This window comes from Streptomyces sp. NPDC020731, from assembly GCF_044334705.1.
Taxonomy (GTDB): domain Bacteria; phylum Actinomycetota; class Actinomycetes; order Streptomycetales; family Streptomycetaceae; genus Streptomyces.
Map to the genome: position 1 here is coordinate 351,446 of NZ_JBIRTN010000005.1, position 19,112 is coordinate 370,557.

The 19,112-nt window shown below is 73.4% G+C and carries 18 protein-coding genes; 17 read left to right on the forward strand and 1 reads right to left on the reverse strand.

The genetic code is table 11. The features are described 5' to 3' along the window. Positions 1-19: 19 nt before the first annotated feature. The 14 genes from ACH4VX_RS10540 (at position 20) to ACH4VX_RS10605 (ending at position 14,440) form a co-directional block, all read left to right on the forward strand. A complete protein-coding gene (locus tag ACH4VX_RS10540; RefSeq protein ID WP_030829861.1) occupies positions 20-460 on the forward strand; it encodes a phage tail protein in 441 nt (146 codons plus the stop codon). Further along, positions 457-951 carry a hypothetical protein gene (locus ACH4VX_RS10545; RefSeq protein WP_398366955.1) on the forward strand — a complete coding sequence of 165 codons (495 nt, stop codon included), beginning with the start codon at positions 457-459 and terminating at the stop codon, positions 949-951. The genes ACH4VX_RS10540 and ACH4VX_RS10545 overlap by 4 nt, the downstream gene beginning before the upstream one ends. Then, complete coding sequence (locus ACH4VX_RS10550; protein ID WP_398366956.1) at positions 948-1,106, forward strand: DUF6760 family protein; 159 nt, start codon at positions 948-950, stop codon at positions 1,104-1,106. Before ACH4VX_RS10545 ends, ACH4VX_RS10550 begins: the two co-directional genes overlap by 4 nt. Positions 1,107-3,069: 1,963 nt before the next feature. Next, on the forward strand, positions 3,070-4,104 hold the full coding sequence (locus ACH4VX_RS10555) for a hypothetical protein (protein WP_398366957.1): 1,035 nt from the start codon (positions 3,070-3,072) through the stop codon (positions 4,102-4,104). Positions 4,105-4,128: 24 nt separating this feature from the next. Beyond that, a complete protein-coding gene (locus tag ACH4VX_RS10560; RefSeq protein ID WP_398366958.1) occupies positions 4,129-4,554 on the forward strand; it encodes a phage tail protein in 426 nt (141 codons plus the stop codon). A gap of 59 nt (positions 4,555-4,613) precedes the next feature. Then, positions 4,614-5,336 (forward strand): LysM peptidoglycan-binding domain-containing protein, encoded by a 723-nt coding sequence (locus ACH4VX_RS10565; protein WP_398366959.1) that lies wholly within the window; start codon positions 4,614-4,616, stop codon positions 5,334-5,336. Next, positions 5,333-7,162, forward strand: a complete 1,830-nt coding sequence (locus ACH4VX_RS10570) for a VgrG-related protein (RefSeq protein WP_398366960.1) — start codon at positions 5,333-5,335, stop codon at positions 7,160-7,162. Before ACH4VX_RS10565 ends, ACH4VX_RS10570 begins: the two co-directional genes overlap by 4 nt. Positions 7,163-7,203: 41 nt before the next feature. Beyond that, complete coding sequence (locus tag ACH4VX_RS10575) at positions 7,204-7,524, forward strand: PAAR domain-containing protein (protein ID WP_398366961.1); 321 nt, start codon at positions 7,204-7,206, stop codon at positions 7,522-7,524. Next, positions 7,521-7,943, forward strand: coding sequence for a GPW/gp25 family protein (locus tag ACH4VX_RS10580; RefSeq protein ID WP_030229539.1), 423 nt, complete (start codon positions 7,521-7,523; stop codon positions 7,941-7,943). The genes ACH4VX_RS10575 and ACH4VX_RS10580 overlap by 4 nt, the downstream gene beginning before the upstream one ends. Beyond that, on the forward strand, positions 7,943-9,904 hold the full coding sequence (locus ACH4VX_RS10585; protein ID WP_398366962.1) for a putative baseplate assembly protein: 1,962 nt from the start codon (positions 7,943-7,945) through the stop codon (positions 9,902-9,904). The genes ACH4VX_RS10580 and ACH4VX_RS10585 overlap by 1 nt, the downstream gene beginning before the upstream one ends. Beyond that, positions 9,901-10,464, forward strand: a complete 564-nt coding sequence (locus ACH4VX_RS10590) for a phage tail protein (RefSeq protein WP_398366963.1) — start codon at positions 9,901-9,903, stop codon at positions 10,462-10,464. Before ACH4VX_RS10585 ends, ACH4VX_RS10590 begins: the two co-directional genes overlap by 4 nt. Positions 10,465-10,773: 309 nt before the next feature. Continuing rightward, complete coding sequence (locus ACH4VX_RS10595) at positions 10,774-12,195, forward strand: NADase-type glycan-binding domain-containing protein (protein WP_398366964.1); 1,422 nt, start codon at positions 10,774-10,776, stop codon at positions 12,193-12,195. Between the two features lie 560 nt (positions 12,196-12,755). Further along, positions 12,756-13,430 carry an RNA polymerase sigma factor gene (locus ACH4VX_RS10600; protein WP_398366965.1) on the forward strand — a complete coding sequence of 225 codons (675 nt, stop codon included), beginning with the start codon at positions 12,756-12,758 and terminating at the stop codon, positions 13,428-13,430. Continuing rightward, on the forward strand, positions 13,430-14,440 hold the full coding sequence (locus ACH4VX_RS10605) for a hypothetical protein (protein WP_398366966.1): 1,011 nt from the start codon (positions 13,430-13,432) through the stop codon (positions 14,438-14,440). Before ACH4VX_RS10600 ends, ACH4VX_RS10605 begins: the two co-directional genes overlap by 1 nt. A 200-nt stretch (positions 14,441-14,640) precedes the next feature. Here the strand turns inward: ACH4VX_RS10605 and ACH4VX_RS10610 are convergent, their stop codons facing one another. After that, positions 14,641-15,486 (reverse strand): L,D-transpeptidase family protein, encoded by an 846-nt coding sequence (locus ACH4VX_RS10610; RefSeq protein WP_398366967.1) that lies wholly within the window; start codon positions 15,484-15,486, stop codon positions 14,641-14,643. A 306-nt stretch (positions 15,487-15,792) separates the two neighbouring features. Between ACH4VX_RS10610 and ACH4VX_RS10615 the strand changes: the two genes are divergently transcribed. From ACH4VX_RS10615 to leuE, 3 genes are all read left to right on the forward strand, one after another. Beyond that, complete coding sequence (locus tag ACH4VX_RS10615; RefSeq protein WP_398366968.1) at positions 15,793-17,391, forward strand: methylmalonyl-CoA mutase; 1,599 nt, start codon at positions 15,793-15,795, stop codon at positions 17,389-17,391. A 99-nt stretch (positions 17,392-17,490) separates the two neighbouring features. Further along, positions 17,491-18,063 (forward strand): Uma2 family endonuclease, encoded by a 573-nt coding sequence (locus ACH4VX_RS10620; protein WP_398366999.1) that lies wholly within the window; start codon positions 17,491-17,493, stop codon positions 18,061-18,063. Between the two features lie 48 nt (positions 18,064-18,111). After that, a complete protein-coding gene (gene leuE / locus ACH4VX_RS10625) occupies positions 18,112-18,756 on the forward strand; it encodes a leucine efflux protein LeuE (RefSeq protein ID WP_398366969.1) in 645 nt (214 codons plus the stop codon). Positions 18,757-19,112: the final 356 nt, after the last annotated feature.

Consider the following 19,112-nt stretch of genomic DNA (forward strand, 5'->3'; position numbering starts at 1 on the left):
GGAAGGTTGACAGACAGTCATGGCAACGGGCGATGCTCTTTCCACCCACGTCTTCGGCGTGCAGCTCGGCGGATACCTGGTCGAGTCGATCCAGGAGATCAGCGGGTTCACCGTCGAGGAGGATGTCGTCGAGGTCAAACAGGTGACCTCGGAGGGCAAGCAGATCATCCGCAAGCAGCCGGGTGCCCGGCAGGCCGGTGAGATCACGATCACCCGGGGACTCGACCAGAGCAGCGAGTTCACCAACTGGATCAAGGAGACCCTGAACAACGGGGCGGTGAACTCCGCGCGCCAGAACCTCACGATCGAGATCAAGGACACCGAGGGCAACACGGTCCGCCGGATCCAGCTGCTGCAGGGCTGGGCCTCCAAGTGGGAGGGCCCGTCCCTGAAGGCGGGCGAGTCCTCCCCGGCCACCGAGTCCGTCACGATCGTGTTCGAGGAGATCGTCGTCGAATGAGGCGTCGTACGGTGACGGCGGGCAACCTGGAGGAGATCCTCCAGGCGACGGCGCCCGCCCAGGCGTCGGAGCAGGCGGCGGCCACCCCGGCCGCCGCCGCGCCGCGCCGGGAGGACCACGGGCTGCGGACCGAGTTCGAGTTCGAGCTGCCGCGCGGCTACGTGGACGACGAGGGCACGGTGCACCGGTACGGCACGATGCGCCTGGCCACCGCCCGCGACGAACTGCGGCCCCAGATCGATCTGCGGGTCAAGGAGAACCCGGCGTACCTGAGCGTGGTGCTGCTGAGCCAGGTGATCACCCGGCTCGGCTCGATCACCGATGTGCACGCCGGGGTCGTGGAGCGGATGTACGCCACCGACGTCGCCTTCCTCCAGGACTTCTACCGCCGGGTCAACAGCGAGGGCCACACCCGCGCGGCCGTGACCTGTCCGCACTGCGAGGGCGGCTTCGAGGTCGACCTCTCGGGTGGGCGCCTGGGGGAATCGTGACGTACGCGCTTCCCCGGCTCCGGGAGGAGATCGCGTACGTCGCCTACCACTTCCACTGGCAGCGCGAGGAGATCCTCGATCTGACCCACGGCGAACGCCAGCAGTGGGTGGCCGAGATCGCCCGTATCAACACCCGCGTGAACGAAGGCGGTTGAGCACATGGCATGGCGGGACAGGCTGCGTCGCCGGGCCGCGGGACCGTCGGCGGGCGGCCGGTCCGGCGAGTCCGGCGAGGGTGTGGACCGGGGCGCGGACGGCGTCCCGGCCGCTGCCGTGCCCGACGGCCCGGGTCCCGCCGTGCCCGGTGACTGGGACGGCGGCTGGCGTCGCGCCGCCGCGCCACGGCTCACCGTCTCCCGCGCCCCGCTGGGCGTGAGCGACGGTCTCTCCTTCCGCGCGGGCCTCGCCGCCTGGCAGAACCCGTCCTTCGGCAGCGGTCTCGGTCACGCCCTGCTGCCCGACGCCCCGACCGGTCTGGTGCGGGGGGTCACGCGTCCGGCCGCCCCGCAGGCCACCGGTACCGGCGGGGGGCCACTGCTGCTCCGTGCGGTACGGACGGAGGGGGAGGACCCACAGGGCGGTGCACCGGACGCGGCACGACCGGACACGGCACGGGCGGGCAGCGCGGCGCCGGCCACGCCGGTTGCGCGCCGGGCGCGCTCGTCCGGTTCGGCGTCCTCGGGTTCGACGCCCCCGGGTTCCGGGTCCTCCGGCTCCGGGGCTTCCGGTCCCGAACCGACCGGTCCGGCATCCTCCGGTTCGGGGACGTCCCGTGGCGGCTCGGGCGGTGCGCGGGCGGCGGATACGGGTCCCGGGTCGGAAACCGTGGTGTCCCGTTCCGCTGACGGCACCGACAGCGGTCCGGGCACGGGAAGTTCGGGCGGCACACCGCGGACCCGTGGCCTCACGTCCACGACGCCCCCCGCCGTGCTCTCCCCGTCGTCCCCCGCCGTGCAGCGGGCCGTGACACCGGGCGGCACCCCGGTCGTGGCCCCCTCCGATTCCGGCCGCCCGCCGACCACTTCGCCGATTCCGCTCGTACGACGTGTCTCCGTGGTCCCTGGTGCGTCCGCCGGGGGAGCCGGTGCCCGGCCCGTTTCCGGCGCCCCCTCCTCCTCGCGGACACCGTCCGCAGGACACGGTGGGAACCCCGGACCCGCGTCCGGACCGTCCGTGCGGCGCACCGCCACGGGGGCGTCGCCCGAACGGAGCGGCGATCGACCGGAGGCGTTCCGGGCCCCCGGGGCCGAGGCGTCCCGCCCGATCGCCCGGACGCGGCCGGTGGGGCCCCGGTTGACCGTCGCCCGCCGCGTGGCCGGGCCCGTACGCCGCGTCCCCGCCCTGCGCCCCGCCACCGCCACAGCCACCTCCCCGGCGCCGGGTGACGCCACGGCCTCCGGTTCGGCCGCCACCCCCGCACCTGCCGGGGCGCAGGCACCCTCGAACGTTCCCGTCCACCGCGTGGGCGAACGACCGCCGTTGGGTGCCCCGCTGACCGAACTACCGCCCACGGCGACACCGTTGGCGAAGGACGCTCCCGCCGTACCCGCCACGGGGCCCGCTTCCGGCCCCGCGCTTCCCGTCGTCCAGCGCCAGGCCGAGGACACGGCCGGCACCTCGTCCGACAGTGGTGTACGGGGAACGGCTCCGGACACCGGCCCCGACAGCCGCGTCTCGAAACCGAGTGCCGTTCCCCGCCGAACCGGCGCCCGCGCCCGTGGCGGCCTGGGCGCGCCCCTGCCCGCGCTGCCCCCCAGCGCGGACCTGCCCGGCGCCACCGCGTCCGGTGCCCGGACCCCCCGTACGGCGTCCGGCGTCCGGACGCCCGCCGAGACGTCTCCGGTACGGGGAGAGGGCGCGGCGGCCGCCGCCCCGCTGTTGGGAACCGTCGGCGTCCAGCGCAGCCTCGCGGATCACTCCGCCACGCCGGACACCCCGCCGTCCGGTCCCACGGTTCCTCACGGCAGCGGGCCGGCCACGCCGTTGGTGACACCGCCTCCGGCCGCCGCGCCTCCGAGTCGGGCATCGGCATCGGAAGGCCCGGCCGGGAACGCTGTACGACCCCCTTCGGCGTCCGGTGGACCGGGACCCGTCGTCGCCCGTGCCATGAACCCTGCCGTGGGCGCGACCACCACGGGCGCCCGAGCCACGGCCGAGGGGCCGGGAAGCGCCGGGCCCACGACCAGTGGCCCGGGGGTCACCCGCCCCCTGGCCAGGAGCACCGCGGCGACTCGGCCCTCCGCCACGACCGCCCCCCGCACCGCGCCCCGCTCCGGAACCCCCTCCACCCCCACGGCCCCTCGCACCCTCGCGCTGCTCCCCGCCCGCCCGCTCACCCTCAGCACCCGGACCCCCGAAGGCGCGGCACCGCCGGCCGGGTCCCGCACCGGCGGCGGCCGGCCCGTCGTGGCCGCGCGCTGGACCGCGGCCCCGGCCGGCGCGGACCCCGCACCGCCCGCCGGCGCACCCACGCGCCCGGCGCCGTCCACGGGCGCCCCGGCGGCCCCGCACGTCCAGCGGGCCGTGACGACGCACCGACCGCAGGACCCGGGTCCGCGGCGACCCGGCCCGGCGGTACGGGCCGCAGGCCCGGCCGGCCCGCGAGGCACCGGTGCCGGCCGGCGCGTCCCCGTCGTCAAGCCCGCGCCGCCCCGCACGGCTCCCGGTACGGCGGTCACCCCCGCACCGGCGCGCTCCCTCCCCGTGACCGCCCTCCAGGCGGCGCCCCTCGCCCACGGCCCGTCGGCCACGACGGCACCGGCGCCGGTGGGACCCGTCCCCGTGGTCCGCCCGAGGACCGTGACGCAGGGACCGGCGGCAGGCGGCGGAACCGGCCGCGCGACGACCCCGGTCCAGCGCGATGCCTCCCCCGCCGGTGACCTCGCCGTGGCCAAGGGCGTACCGGCCAAGGCGGTACCGGCCAGGACGGAACCGACGCGCGCCCGTTCGTCGTCGGTCTCCGCCGCCGGCGACCTCGCGGTGCCCGAGGGCTCCGGCAGGCGCGCGGACCGGTCGGCCGATTCCCCGCAGAACCCCGGCGCCGACCTGGACGACCTGGCGCGCCGCCTGCTCGACCCACTGGCCCGCCTGCTGCGCACCGAACTGCGGCGCGGCCGGGAACGCACGGGCCGCCCCTACGACGGACGCCGCTGAGGGCACGGAACGGATGACGGACGGATGACGGACAACATCTTCGCGAGCAGCGTGTTCTTCCAGCTCACGATCGGCGGCAACGACCTGGGAGCCTTCAACACCTGCTCCGGCATGGGTGCCGAGGTGGAGATCGAGAGCTACGCGGAGGGCGGCAACAACGGCTTCTCCTGGCAGCTGCCCGGCCGCGTGACCTGGTCGAACATCACGCTCACCCGGCCGGTCACCGCCGACACGGCGAAGATCGGCCGCTGGCTGGACGAGACGCTGAAGCGGGTGGAGCCCAAGGACGGCGAGATCGTGGCGCTGAAGCCGAACCTCAGCCGGATCATCAGCTGGCAGGTGTTCGGGATCGTGCCGGTGCGCTGGCAGGGCCCGTCCTTCGACCCCAACAACTCGCAGGCCGCGGTGGAGACCCTGGAGATCGCCCACGAGGGGCTGCGCCCCTCCTGACCCACCCTTCCTGACCCGCCCCGAACCACCCGCACCCGCCCCGGAAAGGAAGTCCCGGCATGTCCACAGTGTTCCGCTCCAGTCGGGCCAGGGCCCAGCTGACGCTGAAGGAGCCCCCGGCCTCCGTCGGCGCGAAGCCGGGCGGGACGATCGCGCGGCTGGACCTCCAGTTCAACCCCTCCGCCCTGCAGTTGCAGAAGACCACCGAGTGGCGGCGCACCCCGTCCCGGATGGCGGGGCAGTCGGCGCTGCCCGAGTTCGTCGGCAGCGGCCCGCGCACGCTGAGCCTCGAGGTGTTCCTGGACGCCACCGCCAAGCACGACAACTCCGTGGAGCAGGCGGTGGAGAAGCTGATGAAGGCGTGCGTGCCGACCCCGGCGAGCCTCGGCCGCAAGAAGCCGGCCAGTCCGTGGGTGCGGTTCGAGTGGGGCACCGCGCGCACGACGTCGTTCGACGGGGTGCTCTCCAGCCTGTCGGTGTCGTACACGCTGTTCGACGTGGACGGGAAGCCGCTGCGGGCCACCTGCCAGTTGTCGATCGAGGAGGCGAGCGTCGACCCGGCGGGCCAGAACCCGACCTCCGGCGCCCGCACCGCCCGCAGCACGCACACCGTCGTGGCGGGCGACAGCCTGGCCCTGCTGGCCTGGCGGGAGTACGGCGACGCGACGGCCTGGCGGGTCATCGCCGAGGCGAACGAGATCGACGACCCGATGGCCCTGGTGCCCGGCACCGAACTGGTGGTGCCGGGGCTGCGGGACGCGGACGGTGAGGAGGAGCAGTGAGCACTGCCGTGGAACGGGGCGGCCGGTCCTTCGCAGCGGACCCGATCGTGGAGACGCCCGCCGAACTCCCGCCGGTCTGGGCCGCCCAGCTGGTGAGCTGCGTGGTGGACGAGAACGTGGGCCTGCCGGACGCGGCGGTGCTCACCTTCCGCGACCCCGACCACGAGTTCCTCCAGAAGACCGGCATCACCATCGGCACCCCGCTGAAGGTGTCGGTGGTGACCGTGTCCGGGCAGGCGCGCGAGCGGCTGTTCACCGGCGAGGTGACGGCCCTGGAGCTGGACCGGGACCGCACCGGCTCGTTCACGGTGGTGCGCGCCTACTCCAAGGCGCACCGCCTCCAGCGCGGCCGGAAGGTGGTGGCGTACCGGAACATGACGGCGGCGGCCATCGTCCGCAAGGTGGCCGCCGGGGCGGGCCTGGTCTGCGGCACCGTACAGGCGGCGCCGGTCACCTACCGGCAGCTGTCGCAGGCGAACGTGTCCGACTGGGACTTCCTCCAGTTCCTGGCCGCCGAGAGCGGCGCGCAGGTGCGCGTCGACGACAAGGGCCTGCTCCAGTTCACCAAGCCGGAGAAGGCGTCCGGCGCGCCCGCGCCGTCCACGTCGGCCACCCGGAACCCGATGGTGCTGGAGTACGGGCGGAACCTGCTGGCGCTGCGGGCCTCCCTGTCGGCCGCGGACGGGGCGCAGCAGGTGGAGGTGCGCGGCTGGGACGTCACCACGAAGCGGCCGCTGGTGGCCGCCCGGCCCTCGGTGGACAGCGACGCGGTGGTACCGGGGCTGAGCCCGGCGTTCGCCGCCCGGTTCGGCAGGTCGAAGCTGACGGTCACCGACACCCCGTACCGCACCCAGGCCGAGACGAAGGCGGTCGCGGACGCGGTGGCCGACCAGGTGAGCGCGGGGTTCGGCGAGCTGGAGGTGCTGGCCGAGGGCAACCCGAAGCTGCGGGCGGGCAAGCCCGTGGCGCTCGGCAACGTCGGGCAGGCCTTCTCCGGCAAGTACACGGCGACGGCGGTGCAGCACGTCCTGGAACCGCACGGCGGATACCGTACGACGGTGTGGGTGAGCGCCAGCCCGGACCGCTCCCTGACCGGCCTGGTCACCGGCGCCAACGCGCCCTCCCGCGGCCCGCGCATCCCCGGTCTGGCGATCGGCGTGGTGACCGACGTGCGCGAGCCCGGCGGTTCCGAGAGCGGCGCCGTGAAGCTCAAGTTCCCCTGGCTGGACGACACGTACGTCACCGACTGGGTGCGCACCGTGCAGTGGGGCGGCAAGGGCGGCGGAGGCGTGGTGAGCCCCGAGGTCAACGACGAGGTCCTGGTCGGCTTCGAACAGGGCCTGCTGGACAGCCCGTACGTCATCGGTGGGCTCTACAACGGCGTGGACAAGCCCTCGCCGCACGACGTGCCGCTGATCGACAGGACCACCGGGAAGGTCAACCGCCGTTCCTTCGTGTCGCGTTCGGGGCACCGGGTGGAGCTGCTGGACGCGCGGGCACCCGATCGCTCGGGGGTGCGGCTGATGACCGCCGACGAGCACATGGAGGTGTTCCTCGACGACCGCCGGGACCGGATCGAGCTGACGGTGTACTCCGGCAGGGGCAAGGCACGGCAGCCCCTCAGCTCCGTCGTGCTCGACAAGAAGGGCATCACCCTGGACGCGGGACGGGGCGACGTGAGCGTGTCGGGCCGCAACGTGGACATCCAGGGCCGGGTCGACGTGAAGGTCGGCGGCCGCAACGTGAACGTCACCGGCAGTTCGGGCGTCACCGTCGACGGCGGTCTGCTCGGCGTCCTCAAGGCCAAGCTCATCCGGATCAACTGACCCCCGTCCGCCGTCCCCCGACATCCTCCGAGGAGCGCCGCATGCCAGCCGCAGCCCGTACCGGTGACCCCACCGACCACGGCGGCCGGATCACCACCCCGCCGCCCGCCGCCGCGCGGGCGGTGGCGACCGTCCTGATCGGCGGCCGCCCCGCCGCCGTCGTGGGCAGCCTGCACGTCTGCGTGATGCCCCAGCACGCGGTCATGGGGCCCGCCAACGTGATCCTGCCCAACCCGGCCGGGCTGGCCTCGGGACAGGTCCTCATCGGCGGGCTGCCGGCCGCGCGGGCGCGCGACCGGACCGCGTGCGGCGCGACGGTCCTGCCCGGCGCCCTGAACGTCGTGATCGGCGGTGCGGTGTGAGCGAACGGTTCATCGGCCGCGGCTGGGGGTTCCCGCTGCGGGTCGGGCCCACCGGCGGGATCGCCCTGGTCGAACGGGAACGGGAGATCGAGGAGGCGATCCGCCTGGTGCTCGGCACCGCGCCCGGCGAGCGCCCCATGCGCCCGGAGTTCGGCTGCGGCATCCACGACTACGTCTTCGCCCCGGGCGACGGCGCCACCGCCGGACGCATCGCGCAGCAGGTGCGCGAGGCCCTGGAGCGGTGGGAGCCGCGGATCGCGGTGGACGACGTGGTGGTCGCCTTCGACGCGGTCGAGGACGGCACCCTCTACATCGACGTGCACTACACCCTGCGATCCACCAACGACCGGCGCAACCTGGTCTTTCCCTTCTACACGATCCCCTCCGAGGAGGGGGCCGAGGAAGCGGGCGCGGACTGATGGCCCTGCCCTCCCCGAACCTGGACGACCGGCGGTTCCAGCAACTCGTCGACGAGGCGAAGCGGTACGTGCGGCAGCGTGCCCCGGAGTGGACCGACCACAACGTCTCCGACCCGGGCGTCACCCTGATCGAGACGTTCGCCTACCTCGTGGACCAGTTGCTGTACCGGCTGAACCGGGTCCCGGACAAGAACTACACGGCGTTCCTGGACCTGTTGGGCATCCGGCTGTTCCCGCCGACCGCGGCCGGCGCCGACGTCGACTTCTGGCTCTCGGCGCCGCAGCCCGACACGGTCGCGCTGCCCCCGGGCACCGAGGTGACCACCGCGCGCGGCGAGTCCGACGAGCCCGTGGTCTTCACCACCACCGGCGAACTGCGCATCCTGCCCAGCGAACTGACCCGCCTGGTCACCGCGCCGAGGACCGGCGAGCAGAGCGACCGGACCGGCATGCTCGCCGACGGCCTCGACATCCCCTGCTTCCGGACGACACCGGAGCCCGGCGACGCGCTGCTGTTCGGCCTGCCGACGGCGGTGCCGCGCTGCATCGTCGCGGTGCGCCTGGACAGCCGCGTCGAGGGCATCGGCGTGGACCCGCGCCAGCCCCCGCTGGTGTGGGAGGCCTGGGACGGCGGCGGCTGGCGGCCGTGCGAGACCGGCCCCGACACCACCGGCGGCCTGAACCGGCCCGGCGAGGTCATCGTGTACGTACCGGCCGGGCACACGGCGTCGGTGATCGGCGGCACCCGGGCCGGCTGGCTGCGCTGCCGGGTCACCGAGGCGGAGCCGGGCCAGCCGTTCTACTCGGAGTCCCCGACGGTGCGCGAGGCGGCGGTGTTCACCGTCGGCGGCACCATGTCCGTCGAGCACGCCGAGACCGTGACCGACGTGCCGCTCGGCACCTCGGAGGGGGTCGCCGGACAGACCTTCCGGCTCGGCCGCCCGCCGGTCCTCCTGGACGCCGGGCCGCCCGTGGTGGAGGTGTCCACCGACGAGGGGTGGCAGCGCTGGGAGGTGGTGGAGCACTTCGGCCGCTCCGGACCCGCCGACCGGCACGTCCGGGTGGACGCCACCACCGGCGAGTTCCTCTTCCCGCCGGCACTGCGCGAACCCGACGGCACGCTGCGGCAGTGCGGCGCGGTGCCGCCCAAGGGCGCGCGGATACGGGTGGCCCGCTACCGCACCGGCGGCGGCCCCGCGGGCAACGTGGCCCGCGGCGCGATCTCCGTGCTGCTCAGCTCCGTGCCGTACATCGCCCAGGTCACCAACCGGGAGGCGGCGCGCGGAGGCGTGGCCGGCGAGACCGTCGAGAACGCCAGGCGGCGCGCGCCGGAGGCACTCCGCATGCAGGACCGCGCGGTGACCGCCGAGGACTACGAGATCATCAGCCGCCAGGCCGCGCCCTCGGTGCGCCGGGTGCGCTGTCTGCCGGCCGCGGAGACGCCCGGTGCGGTACGGGTCCTGGTGGTGCCGGACGCGGTGGCCGACGAGGGCGACGACCGGCTGCGCTTCGAGCAGCTGATCCCCTCGGACCAGGTGCTCGCGGCGATCACCGCGAGCCTCGACGAACGGCGTCTGATCGGCACCCGGCTCGTGGTGGAGCCGCCGGTCTACCAGGGCGTCACCGTGGTGGCCCGGCTCTCGGCGGCCCCCGGCGACACCGACCGGGTCCGCGCCGCCGCGCTCGACGCGCTCTTCGGCCACCTCAACCCACTCGGCGGCGGCCCGGACGGCACCGGCTGGCCCTTCGGGCGGCCCGTCCAGTACGGCGAGATCTTCGGCGTCCTGCAACGCGCCACCGGCAACGCCCTGGTCGAGGAGATCCGGTTGTTCCCCGCCGACCCCGTCACCGGCCGCCGCGGCGCACCGACGGACCGCATCGACCTGTCCGCGGGCGCGCTGGTCTTCTCGTACCAGCACCAGGTGGTCGTGACGGCGGCCGGGGCGGAGGACCGGGGATGAGCCGTGCCGCGATACCCGGTCTGCCGAGCAGGTACCCGATCGGCGGTCAACTGCCCGCGCTGTACGCCGACGACGACTTCGCACAGCGGTTCACCGCCGGGCTCGACACCGTCCTCGCCCCGGTGTTCTCGACCCTCGACAACCTGCCCGCCTATCTCGATCCCCGGGTGACGCCGGTCGACTTCCTGGTCTGGCTGGCGTCCTGGGTGGGTGCCGCGGACGACCCGCGGTGGCCGGTGGAACTGCGCCGCGAGGCCGTCGTCCGCGCGGTGGAACTGCACCGGTGGCGCGGCACCCGGCGCGGGCTGGTCGAGGCCCTGCGGCTCGCGCTCGGCGCGCACGCCGACGTGACCGGCGACGGCGGTGCGGTGTGGTCGTCCGCCGCCGGCTCCGACCTGCCGCCGGAGCCGCCCGCCGAGGCGCTGGTCCGGGTCTGGCCGGCCGGCGGGGCACCGGTGGACGTGGGCAGGGCCCACGAGATCGTCCGGGCCATGTGCCCGGTGCACACGGCGTTCCGGGTGGAGGTCCTGTCCGGCCCGCCCGCCGAGGAAGGGAGCTGACGCATGCGCGCATGTCCCGCGTGCGGGGCGTCCAACGACCCCGCGGACGACTTCTGCGGCAACTGCGGCGCGTACTTGGGCTGGTCGGACACACCACCCGCGACGAGCCGCGCCACGACGCCGACGCCGATTCCGGCGGTTACGGAGCCGACGGACCCTCCGGCGGGCCCGGAGCCCTCGGCCGTCCCGGGGCGGCCGGCCGCCCCGGCGGGTCCGGGTCGTCCGGCTGCTCGTCCGACTGCCGCGGAGCCCGAGGCGGAGCCGGCTCCCACCGGCCTTTCAGCGGCCGTCCCGGCGCTTCCCGCACCCATGGACCCTCCGGCCGTCCCGGCGGCCCCGGCCCTCCCGGACGTCACCCCGCCGGAGGTGTCCGCGGCAGCCCTCCCGGAGGACGGGCCCCTGTCGGCCGCGCGTGCCCTCGGAGCGTCGCTGCGCTCCCGCCTCACGGGCCGTGTGCAGGACGAGGCGAACGTCCCGGACATCCCGGCCGCGCCTGCGGACCTCTTGGCCGCGGCTGTCCCGGAGCCCCCGGCCACGGATGCCGCGGACTCCCGCGCCGGCGCCGTCGACAGGCCCGGCGCCGTCGACAGGCCCGGCGCCGACGACGGGTCCGGCGCCGACGACGGGTCCGGCGCCGACGACGGGTCCGGCACCGTCGAGGGCCACGGCACCGCCCCCGCCCACGGCACCGCCCCCGCCCACCCGGTGACCACAAGCCCTCCGCCCCCCTCCGCGCCCGGCGCTTCCCGCACCGGCTCCCCGACTCCCGTTCCCGGCGAGGGGGCCGCGGCCCCCTCGCCGGAGGCGCCCGCGGCCTCCCCGCCACCTCCCGCGGCAGCCGCTCCCGCCGTCTCCCCGGTCGCGCCCCGGCCCCCCGCCACCCCGCCCTCCCCGACCGCCCCCCGCCCCCCGACCGCCTCCACCCCGGCCGCGTCACCTCCCGACCCCGACCCCGTGCGCCCCGTCCTCCCCGCGAAACCGGTGGCCCCCCGTCCCGTCGTACGTCCCGCGGCGGCGGTGGAGGACGACGTGGTGGGACGGCCGTGTCCCGCCTGCGGTACGCCCAACCGGCCCGAGCGCCGGTTCTGCCGGCGCTGTGCGGCCGAGCTGAGGCCCGCCGAGAAGCCCGCCCCGCTGCCGTGGTGGCGGACGGTGTGGCCGTTCCGGCGCCGGACGCGGGCCGGCTCGGGCTCGGCGTTCCGGTTCTTCGTGATCCTGGCCGTGGTGCTGGCGCTGTGCGCGGCCGGTTTCCTGCTGTTGCCCGCCGGACGGGCCCTGATCGAGGACACCCGGGACAAACTGGGCAAGGCCGCGCCCGTGACCCCGGCGGACATCGAGGCGAGCGGCGCGGTTCCCGGACATCCGGCCACGGACACCACGGACGGGCTGAACAACCACTACTGGGGTGCGCCCGGACCGGGTGCCTCGGTGACCTACACCTTCCGCAAGCCGTTCCGTCTGGTCGACCTGATCATCACCAACGGGGCGTCCACGTCTCCCGAGGGGTACGCCCGCCAGGCACGCGCGCTCCAGGTGGACCTGGAGGTGACGGCGGAGGACGGCACGAAACACGACAAGGAGATCACCCTCAGCGACAAGCCGGGCCCGCAGACGGTCCCCACCGGCATCAGCGACGCGAAGACGGTACGCCTGACACTGCGTTCACCCGTCGGCCTGACCTCGGGGCGTCATCTGGCCCTGGCGGAGGTGGAGTTCTTCCAGCGGAGCTGACGACGCGCCGTCCCGAGCCACTTGGAGGCACTCCGCCCCACTCGGACGGACGACCAGAGCTCCGCCGACCACGGCCGGGCGGCCCGTCCCGTGGCCGGCGCGGGGTCCTGAACGCCGACCCGTTCCGCCTCAACCAGCTGATGGGCAACACGGGCGGCTCGGGCGGCACCGCCGACGCCGCGGCGAACGCCTCCGGCCCGGGCCGGGCCCTTCTCCTCATCGGAGGGAGAGAAGCCAGAGCGACGGCCGGAGCCGCCACCCCCCACAGGAGAGGCCCCGGCCGTCGCGCGGCACGGGCCGCGCGGCGACCCGTACTTCCTACAGCGCCATGAGTGCGTTTTCTGTCACACCCTCCCGTGTCACGGGTCAGTTGCATCTTGGGCGAACATGGACGGGAGTGGGATTCAGGCCGTAACGTGCCTTTCGCGCCAGGCCGCAGCGGACACATGACCACGAACCGCCCGCGGCTTTGAGGCCGCAACCATTGATTGAGTGACCACGACGGCGAGAACCCGGTCCGCGAGAGCGGCGCCGGCTTAGGCGCAGAAGGGCGCGCGCGTGTGCTGGGGGACGACGCGGAGCTGACCGCCGCGGTGCATGCGGCACAGGACGGGGACGAGACCGCGTTCCGGACTGTGTACCGCGCTGTGCACCCGCGGCTGCTGGGATACGTACGGACACTGGTCGGCGAGCCCGACGCCGAGGACGTGGCGTCCGAGGCGTGGCTGCAGATCGCCCGCGACCTGGAGCGTTTCACCGGCGACGCGGACCGGTTCCGCGGCTGGGCCGCCCGTATCGCCCGCAACCGCGCGCTGGACCACATACGCATGCGCGGACGCCGTCCCGCGATCGGCGGCGACGAGACCGAGCTCACCGGGCGGGCCGCCGAGTCCGACACCGCCGGCGAGGCCATCGAGGCGCTGGCCACCGGCGGCGCGTTCTCCCTCATCTCCCGGTTGCCGCAGGACCAGGCCGAGGCCGTCGTCCTGCGCGTGGTCGTGGGCCTCGACGCCAAGTCCGCCGCCGAGACGCTGGGCAAACGACCGGGTGCCGTACGGACGGCCGCGCACCGGGGCCTGAAGCGCCTGGCCGAGCTGCTCGGCGGCGATCCGGAAGCCCAACCGGAACCCCCCGGCGTACTCGACGCCCTTCCTCCCCAGAGAGCACCACGCCGTCGTACGGTGACGTCCGCGAGTGTGACGCAGATGCGAACGCGGACGCAGAAGGACATGTGATGGCCGACGAGCAGCACAGGTGGCTGGACCGCGGGACTGCGGAGCGTTTACTGAGCGGAGAGCCCCCGGAAACTGCCGGTCCCGTCGCCCGTGAACAGGCCGAACGGCTCGCCGGAACACTGCGCGCGCTCTCCGCGCCACCTCCTCCGGACGGCGAGGAACTCCCCGGAGAGGCGGCCGCCCTGGCCGCCTTCCGCATGTCGCGCGAGAAACGGGAGGGGCGGGCCGGGGCGGCCCACGGTGAGGGCCGGCCGGCTGGAACGCGACCCTCCGACATCGGACCGATCCGTATCGGCACCCCGCACGATGATCGTTCCGGAATCGCGGACGGACCCCGGCGGGGACGTTCCCTGCACCTCGGGCTGGCCGCCGCGCTGGTCGTCGGCATGGTCGGGGGCGCCGCGGTCCTGGCCGGAACCGGGGTCCTGTCCCCGCCCGACGGCTCCCGGTCCGACCCGGCCGCCTCCGTCACGGCCACCGGCACGCACCCCGGACGCCCCCTGGTGTCACCTCCGCCGCAGGACGGCGCACCGGGCGGAGTCACGCCCGGGGGCCGGCATTCCGAGGGTGCCGCCGGGGACACCCGCGGGTCCCGTGCGCCGGGGGAGCCCGACGCGGACCCCGGTGACGGGACGGCCGGTTCCGGACGCGGCGGGAAACAGATCGCCGCGGCCTGCCGCACGTGGCGCGACGGCAAGGAACTGAACGGCGGACGCAAGGACCTCCTCGAGGACGCGGCGGGCGGCTCCTCCCGCGTCGGCCCGTACTGCGAGGACGTGCTGACCACGTCGGACGCGTCCGATGCGTCCGGTACGTCCGGTACGTCCGGCACCGAGGAGGGTGCCCACACGGGCAACGGCAACGGGAAGGCCAAGGGGAAGGCCAACGGCAAGAGCGAGGGGAAGAGCCAGGGGCAGGGGCAGGGCAACGGCGCCGACAAAAGCAACAACGGCAACGGCGGCAACAACGGCAACGGCGGCAACGGCAACGGCGGCAAGAAGAACCAGTGAAACCACCCCTGACCTGCCCTTTTGTTGACCGGTGAAATTCCCTCCCCGGCAGGTGTGACACTTTCGGCCCTCGTGGCGCAGTAATGAGTGAGCCGACTGGTCATCGGCTGGCGCACGGAGCCGGGGTTCCCCCCGTACCCACGGCTCGTGCATCTCGGCGCGGGCGGGACACGTTCCCCCGGTCCCGCCCGCGCCCCTTCTCACCGGTGCACGACGACTTTGTCGCCGTTCCGCACCTGCCCGTACAGCCGGGCGACGGCCTCCTCGTCCCGTACGTTGACGCAGCCGTGCGAGGCACCGGCGTACCCCCGCGCGGCGAAGTCGGCCGAGAAGTGCACGGCCTGGCCGCCGCTGAAGAACATGGCGTACGGCATGGGCGAGTCATAGAGCGTGGACACATGGTGCCGGGACTTCCAGTAGACGTGGAAGACACCCTCGCGGGTCGGCGTGTACTCGGAACCGAAGCGCACAGGCGTCGTCGACACCGTCCGCCCGTCGATCATCCAGCGCAGGGTGCGGCTCGACTTGCTGATGCACAGCACGCGGCCGGTCCGGCAGCGCGGGTCGGGCGCGTCGGCAGGCTGACCACCCATCAGGTACAGCTCCCACCTGCCCGGTTCGTGTGTCATGTCGAGCAGCCGCTGCCAGGTGACGGAGTCGGTCACCCCGGTCCTCGGCAGTCCGCGCTTGCCCTGGAAGCCCCGGACCGCCTTCGCGGTCAGGTCGTCGTACGTCCCCGTGGGCCCGTGGAAGACCCAGGCGACCTGCCGCAGCCGGGCCTGGAGTTCGCGTATGTCACGCCCGGAGTCACCGGGGGACCACAGCACGCGCGGTGCCGGGGCGCCGGGACGGGCGGACTTCTCGCCGTCGTCCGGAGCCCGTGACTCCGATGCCGACGCCGACGCGGAGGGCGTCCGGCTCGGCACCTCGATACGCACCGGTGGTCCGCCCTCCCCGTCCGTCCCGGCGGGCTGCACCGTACAGCCGGCCGCACCCGCCGTCAGGACGGCCAGTGCCGCGAGACCCGCGATCCCTGTCCTCCCCATGCCCGTACTCCGCACACCGGCTCCCGTCGTCTCACCGGCCGCGCCCGGCCGTCACCTGAGATGTTCCCCGGACGTGACCGCCGGCGAACAAGGGGGCATGGTGGTGGGTGACCGGAAGACGACCGCCGAGGTGGTGCTGTGAGCGGGGTCCCACCGAGGCTGTGAGGAAGGTCCCAGCGTGTGCCCCTCCACCGGGCCGCACGCGCACCGCTACAGTCCGTCGAAGGGTCGGCCTGTACTGACGAGTAACTGACGCGTACCGGGCGGGCAAGTCGAGCAACGCCGCTCAGCGGGAGGCATCACACCATGGCGCGCGAGTCGGGCAGTGCCCGATCCACCGAGAGTGGACTGCCCATCGAACCGGTCTACGGGCCGGAGGCCCTCGAGGGCTGGGACCCGGCCGGGAAGCTGGGCGAGCCGGGGACGTACCCCTTCACCCGGGGCGTGTACCCGTCGATGTACACCGGCCGGCCCTGGACGATGCGCCAGTACGCCGGTTTCGGTACGGCGACGGAGTCCAACGCCCGTTACAAGCAGCTGATCGCCAACGGCACGATGGGCCTGTCGGTCGCCTTCGACCTGCCCACCCAGATGGGCCACGACTCCGACGCCCCGATCGCGCACGGCGAGGTCGGCAAGGTGGGCGTCGCCATCGACTCGGTGGACGACATGCGGGTGCTGTTCGGCGGCATCCCGCTGGACAAGGTCTCCACGTCGATGACGATCAACGCCCCCGCCGCCCTTCTCCTGCTCCTCTACCAACTGGTCGCCGAGGAGCAGGGCGTACCGGCCGACAAGCTCACCGGCACGATCCAGAACGACGTGCTGAAGGAGTACATCGCGCGGGGCACGTACATCTTCCCGCCCAAGCCCTCGCTGCGGCTGATCGCCGACATCTTCAAGTACTGCAGGGCCGAGATCCCGAAGTGGAACACGATCTCGATCTCCGGCTACCACATGGCCGAGGCGGGCGCCTCTCCCGCACAGGAGATCGCGTTCACCCTCGCGGACGGCATCGAGTACGTCCGTACGGCGGTCGCGGCCGGCATGGACGTCGACGACTTCGCCCCGCGCCTGTCGTTCTTCTTCGTGGCCCGTACGACGATCCTGGAGGAGGTCGCCAAGTTCCGCGCGGCCCGCAGGATCTGGGCGCGGGTGATGAAGGAGGAGTTCGGTGCGAAGAACCCCAAGTCGCTGATGCTGCGCTTCCACACGCAGACGGCCGGGGTGCAGCTGACGGCCCAGCAGCCCGAGGTGAACCTGGTCCGCGTCGCCGTCCAGGGCCTGGGCGCGGTGCTCGGCGGCACCCAGTCGCTGCACACCAACTCCTTCGACGAGGCGATCGCCCTTCCGACCGACAAGTCGGCCCGGCTCGCCCTGCGCACCCAGCAGGTCCTCGCCTACGAGACGGACGTGACGGCGACGGTCGACCCCTTCGCCGGCTCCTACGTCATCGAGAGGATGACCGACGACGTCGAGGCGGCGGCGCTGGAACTGATGCGCAAGGTCGAGGACCTCGGCGGCGCGGTCAACGCCATCGAGCACGGCTTCCAGAAGAACGAGATCGAGCACAGCGCCTACCGCATCGCCCAGGAGACCGACTCCGGCGAGCGCGTCGTCGTCGGCGTCAACCGCTTCCAGCTCGACGCCGAGGAGCCCTACGAGCCGCTCCGCGTCGACCCGGCCATCGAGGCCCAGCAGGCCGAACGCCTGGCGAAACTCCGCGCGGAGCGCGACCAGCGGGCGGTCGACTCGGCGCTGGCGGCCCTGAAGAAGGCGGCGGAGGGCGAGGACAACGTCCTGTACCCGATGAAGGACGCCCTGAAGGCCCGCGCGACGGTGGGCGAGGTGTGCAACGCGCTGCGGGAGGTCTGGGGGACCTACGTGCCCTCGGACGCCTTCTGACGTGGGGTATTGGTCCGTACGGGTGATCATGGGTGGAATGCGTCCGGTCCCGGCTACGCTCGTGGAGGGTGTTCCCGAAAGGAGGGTGCCGTGACTGTGATGCTGCACGAGTCGTCGCTTTCTGATGCTGCCGACCGGCTCTGGGAGGAGCTGCCCGGACACCGGGTGGAGATCCTCAACGGGAGCATTGTTGTGACACCGCCGCCGGATGGGCCGCACCAAGAGTCGCTGACCTGGCTCACCGAGAAGTTTCTGAGGGCCCGGGCCCGGCAAGCGGGCCTCAGGTACCTGCAAGGCATCGGCCTGTGGCTGCCCACCGGGCCGGAGGACTACGCAGTTCCGGACTTCTCCGTTGTCGACGACGACTACAAGGACGCCTTGGTCGAGAAGAACTGCTACGCGCCCCATGTCTTCCGTCTGGTGCTGGAGGTGACCTCCTCCAACTGGACGAACGACACAGCCACGAAGGTCGATGTCTACGCCCGGGCCAATGTGCCCGCATACCTCATCGTCGACCGCAAACACGACGAGGTCCTCCTCTACACCGACCCGGTCGACGGCAAGTATCTCGACCCCCAGCGCTTCAAGCGAGGCCAGTCCGTCCGCGTCCTGGAGTCCGCCGGTGTCACCCTCGACCTCTCCGTCGACACCCTGCTCGACGGTGACGACTGACCGAAACCCCGTGGAGGGAGTGTCACACCCCCGTGCGACACTCCCTCCATGTTCGGCGTCATCGACCTCCCCACCTACCTGGCAGGCCTGGTCCTCATCGTCCTGCTGCCCGGCCCCAACTCCCTGTACGTCCTCTCCGTCGCCGCCCGTCGCGGTGTGCGCGCCGGGTACACGGCCGCCGCCGGGGTCTGGTGCGGGGACGCCGTGCTGATGACGCTGTCGGCCGCCGGGGTCGCCTCACTGCTCCAGGCCAACGCCGTGCTGTTCGGGATCGTGAAGTACGCGGGCGCCGGATACCTGACCTGGCTGGCCGTCGGGATGCTGCGCGCCGCGTGGGGGATGTGGCGGACGCGGCGGGACAAGGACGCGGCCGAGGCCCCCGCCGCGGTCGCGCCCGGTGAGCGTCCGTTCCGCCGGGCCCTGGTGGTCAGTCTGCTCAACCCCAAGGCGATCCTGTTCTTCATCGCCTTCTTCGTGCAGTTCGTGTCAGAGTCCAACCCAGTCTTGGGGTTCGTGACTCTAGGCGTACTCGCCCAGGTGACAAGCGTGTTGTACCTGTCTGCGCTCATCTTCGGCGGGTCTCGTCTAGCTGCTGCGTTCCGTCGTCGGAGGGCGCTCAGCGCAGGGGCGACCTCGGCGGCCGGGGCGCTCTTCCTGGGGTTCGCCGTCAAGCTGTCTCTGGCAAGCGCGTAGGGGGCTGGCATGTCTCACCTTGACGATGCTGCGGCCCTGTTCGCCCGCATGAGCCTCCAGGAGCAGCGTGAGGCACTAGGAGCCCTCGGCCTGCCTGAGAGGCCCCCAAAGGAGCCCCAGGAGCCCCCCAAGGTCACCCCGTTCTCTGCTTTGGTCAGCACGCCCAACAGGCGGAAGCGGCGGCCACTCACTGTGAAGGCCGTGGGTAGCCCTGAGACATCCTGAGAGACTCAGGGACTTTGCCAACCCTCTAGGTCTCGGCCCCGGTTTATGCGACAACGCGCATAGTCGCGAGTGCGCATAGACGCCGTCCGATCACCCTCGTACCGTCGTCGGTGACGGCCCAACCGGGGCCA